Genomic DNA, 1119 nt, shown 5'->3' on the forward strand with positions numbered 1-1119 from the left:
AGTTATAAAACAATAGATTACATTGTAAAACCTTATTTTTATAATAGAATAAAGAAATTACTATCTATTAGACGTAGCCCTGTTAGACGTAGCCCGGTTAGAGTGAGCTTATAAAGCCAATAATAACGCATATAGGTATTAAAATCATTCCAGCTAAATTATTTTTTGCTCCTTCTTGCGCTGTGTCTCGATTATAAGCTTCAGTCATTTTTTTTGAATCACACTTGTACACAAAAATCCATCTAATAAATACTCCAAATCCGCCAAATACAAAATCAATCATCATTTTTACTTTTAGGTCCAAATTGATATATTCCTTTTTTTACAGCAGTTTTAGCTGCATTATTTACTCCCCAATTAGCAACAGCACTTTTGAATGGCTTAAAAGGGAAACTAATTCCTGCTGTGGTTGCTTCAATACCAGGTATAGCTAATTGTTCAAATTTTTCAGCTTCCGTCATTACAGTGGTTCCATCTTGATAATCAACCTTCCTTTTCCATCTTCCATTTTTAAAACCATATATGCTCATGTCCATTTTTATATGCTTATTTCCTGCTTCTCCTGTTTCTATTACATCTTCTACTAAACGATAGCCGCCATAAAAAATATAACCTACTACTTGAACTCCTTCTATAGGTTTGGATACTATATCATCCATTAAGAAATTAAAACCTTTTCCAAGTGTAGAAAACTTCATCGGTTTACAGGTAACAGTTACTTCATCAATTTTATGCAATCTTCCATCTGCAACAACCTTTCCTCCCCCTGCTTCAGAGTCATCATATATATTTCCATCAGCAGCATAGTTCATACTTCCCATAGTATTGCTTTCAAAAGCATACTTTGCTCCTTCGATATTATTATCTTGAAAAAATTGAGCAGAATTATCTTTGTTTAGTCCTTTATCATACACATATTGTCCATCTTCTGTGTAGTACCAATCTCTTCCATCGGGATCAATTCTGACAATTGGGCTATTTCCAACATAATTATATGGGGAATAATTCATATATGATTCCTGATGCGGATCTACAACCCCCCATCTCCCAATATCCGGCATATAGAACCTTGCCCCATAATCATACATTCCAGTTTCTTGTAGTTCTTTACCGTTGTAT

Annotated in this window: 2 protein-coding genes; both read right to left on the bottom strand. The window is 33.9% G+C overall.

Going from position 1 to position 1119, the window contains the following annotated elements:
• Positions 1–97: 97 nt before the first annotated feature.
• On the bottom strand, positions 98–286 hold the full coding sequence (locus tag AC4AGG_RS16510; RefSeq protein WP_489773118.1) for a hypothetical protein: 189 nt from the start codon (positions 284–286) through the stop codon (positions 98–100).
• Positions 276–1119 (bottom strand): RHS repeat-associated core domain-containing protein (locus tag AC4AGG_RS16515; protein ID WP_489773119.1); only part of this gene is annotated, 844 nt, incomplete at its 5' end. The genes AC4AGG_RS16515 and AC4AGG_RS16510, both read right to left, overlap by 11 nt.

This window comes from Chryseobacterium sp. CG10_8, assembly GCF_058117085.1.

What these genes read in the sequence shown, in the direction of transcription:
- AC4AGG_RS16510 (WP_489773118.1), bottom strand. Translation starts at nt 286, where the DNA reads ATGATGATTGATTTTGTATTTGGCGGATTTGGAGTATTTATTAGATGG.